3 protein-coding genes are annotated in these 3033 nt (G+C 47.3%); 1 reads left to right on the plus strand and 2 read right to left on the minus strand.

Features of this window, described 5'->3' with window-relative positions; translation table 11 throughout:
• The coding region (locus AC4E7D_RS13415) for a DegT/DnrJ/EryC1/StrS family aminotransferase (RefSeq protein ID WP_490174292.1) at positions 1-823 on the plus strand (823 nt) is incomplete at its 5' end.
• A gap of 15 nt (positions 824-838) precedes the next feature.
• Here AC4E7D_RS13415 and ribB read toward each other — a convergent pair.
• Both ribB and AC4E7D_RS13425 read right to left on the minus strand, forming a co-directional pair.
• Complete coding sequence (gene ribB, locus AC4E7D_RS13420) at positions 839-1981, minus strand: 3,4-dihydroxy-2-butanone-4-phosphate synthase (RefSeq protein ID WP_490174293.1); 1143 nt, start codon at positions 1979-1981, stop codon at positions 839-841.
• Positions 1978-3033, minus strand: a 1056-nt coding sequence (locus AC4E7D_RS13425; RefSeq protein WP_490174294.1) for an LptF/LptG family permease, incomplete at its 5' end; no start/stop codon positions are given. The genes ribB and AC4E7D_RS13425, both read right to left, overlap by 4 nt.

The following is a 3033-nucleotide window of genomic DNA, read 5'->3' on the forward strand; positions in this document are numbered from 1 at the left end:
AAGAACGCGAGTGATTATGCCGGTACATATGTGCGGTTCCATGGCTGACCTCAAGGCACTTAAAGATATCGCCGATACCCATAAGCTGCTGCTGGTTGAGGATGCCTGTCAGGCCATTGGCGGGAGTTATGCTGGCCAACCCCTGGGCAGTTACGGGGACCTGGGATGTTTTTCCTTCGATTATGTAAAAACCATCACCTGCGGGGAAGGTGGGGCCCTGATCACCAATAACGAGGCCTTTTACCAGAATGCAGATCACTATTCGGACCATGGGCATGACCATAAGGGTACAGACAGAGGGGCTGAAACCCATCCCTTTCTCGGCTACAATTACCGAATTTCCGAACTGAATGCTGCTGTTGGGGTAGCCCAATTGAGAAGGCTTGACGAATTTTTGGGCATTCAGGAAAGAAATTACAGAATTATAGAAGAGGCTCTTCAGGATATTCCGGGGCTACAGCTTAGAAGGGTCCCCGATACCGGTGTACAGAACTATTCCTTTTTTAATTTTTTCATGCCTTCTGAGGAATTGGCCAGAAAGGCCCATAGGGCTATGTTGGAGGCGGGTATAGATGGTTGCTTCTACTGGTATGACAATAACTGGCATTACCACAGGGAGTGGGAGCATTTAAAAAATCTGGATTCCCTTGGGAAACTCAATCAGGAAGTCCGCGATCAGTTGCCCAATTACCACAACCGGGATTTTTCCCGTTCGGACCACTGGATGGGTCGGGCTATTTCGGTTTTGGTTAAAATAGGTTGGACCACTGAAGAAGTTGAAAGCCGCGCTGTAAGAATGCAGCAGGTTTTGACAGCTTTATAGGGATCATTCCAGGGTTTAGTACGGTACGTACTCTACGATTTCCAGACCGTATCCCACAATTCCCACCCGCTTCGCTTGTTCGGAATTCGTCATTAACCGCATCTTACTGATGTCCAGGTCGTGCAGGATTTGCGCACCAATCCCGAAATCACGGGTGTCCATTTCTATCTTAGGGGCCTTCTGAATACCCATTTTCTGATTTTCTTGTAAGCCTTTAATCCGCTTAAGCAAATTAAACGACTGGCTTTGCTGGTTGATAAAGACGATGGCCCCGGCTCCCTCTTCGTTGAGCACCCGGAACATATCGTCTAATTTCTTATCCACATTGTGGGTAAGCGTGCCGAGGATATCATTATTTACGAGGGTGGAATTGATCCTGGTCAACACAGGATCGTTTAATTTCCAGTTTCCTTTGGTGAGGGCCAGGTGTACCTGGTCATTTGTGGTTTGCTGATAGGCGTGCAGGGTGTAGCGCCCAAAGCGGGTATCCACATCAAAGGATTCCCTTTTTACGATCAGGCTGTCATGGCGCATACGATAGGCCACCAGGTCTTCAATAGACACTAATTTTAAGTCGAACTTTTTGGCCACCTCTATGAGATGTGGTAGTCGGGCCATGGTGCCGTCTTCATTCAGGATTTCTACCAATATTCCTGCAGGGGCCAGACCGGCTAAGCGGGCAAAATCCACAGCGGCTTCGGTGTGGCCGGTTCGCCTCAATACTCCGCCATTCTTTGCTTTAAGAGGAAATATGTGCCCGGGTCGTCCCAGTTGTTCCGGCCGAGTATCCGGCTTAACCAGGGCCTGGATGGTCTTGGCTCTGTCTTGCACCGAAATCCCTGTGGTACAACCGTTCCCAATGAGGTCTACTGAAACGGTAAACTGGGTGTGGTGCAATACAGTATTGTTTTCCACCATCATAGTAAGGTCCAGTTCCCGGCACCGCTCCTCGGTCAGGGGAGCACAAATCAGGCCACGGCCATGCTTGGCCATGAAGTTGATCATTTCCGGGGTAACCTTTTCCGCAGCAGCAATAAAATCGCCTTCGTTTTCCCTGTTTTCATCATCTACCACGATGATCACCTTGCCCTGCTTTATATCTGCAATGGCCTCTTCGATGGTGTTTAACTGAATTTTAGCTTCTTTGCTCACAATCATTTTGAAATTCTCAGCTTGATCCCTTTGAAAAAGTTCTTGATGCGTTCTGTGAAATGCCCGAAATCCATCAATCCCCTGTCGGCGGTAGCCCGTTGGGTCAAAAAGACCCCCAAAGGTAACATTATTAGGGTAGATAGCCATGCCCCGAAAATGGGATGTATGTTGCCTTCCTTTGCATAGTTGCCTGCAAATACGCCAATGAAATAATAGCCTAAAAAGAGGATAATGGCGATGACCATAGGCAATCCGATGCCTCCTTTCCTGATAATGGCCCCAAGGGGTGCCCCTACAAAAAAGAGGATAATACAGGAAAAGGCCAGAGCATATTTTTTATGTAAAGAAAGGATATGCATGTTATAGATCTTGTAGCGCCTCTCCAGTTCTTCTTTTTTCCCGAGCACCGAGCTAAGTATGTTACTGGCCGAGTTATTGGCAGAACTGTATATCTGCTGGTGCTGCCATTCCTTAAAAAGGTCGATAATTTCCCCTTGGTACGGGGCTACAGGCGGTATACTGTCTTGAATTTCGTCAATTTCCGTTACCAGTTCTTCGGGAGTTGCAGGTTCCTCCTCTCCTTCTGCGCTAAGGGTGTCTTTTGGGAAAAGGGGAATAAAGGCCCCCATCCGGGTAGAAATATTTTTCGAAAAGGCCGTAACAATCTTAATGTTATTGTCCCGCAGAGAATCGATGTCTTTGGCCAGACGGTATATATTCTTCATTTTGTCTGTCCGGATATTCCGGTCTTCCTCCAGGTCTTGCTGATCATCTGGCAATTCTATGTTGATAGTATAGGTGTCAAAATCCGCACGGGCGAAAGGGTGTTTTTTCTGATCCTTGCTATTTCGCGGCACCACATCTTCGTAGTAATGCCCGTCTTTCAGCACCAATTGTATAATGTCTGAGCGGTCACTGCTTATCAACTCCCCGGTTTTGGCCTTAATTACGGTGTTGTTCTTTTGGGTATTTGATTTAATGTGGATGATGATGTTTTCGAGGAAACGGTCATTTTCCCCAAACTTCCGGTCTACTTTTATATTACGTCCTTCCAGATC

Source organism: Lentiprolixibacter sp. (assembly GCF_982873095.1).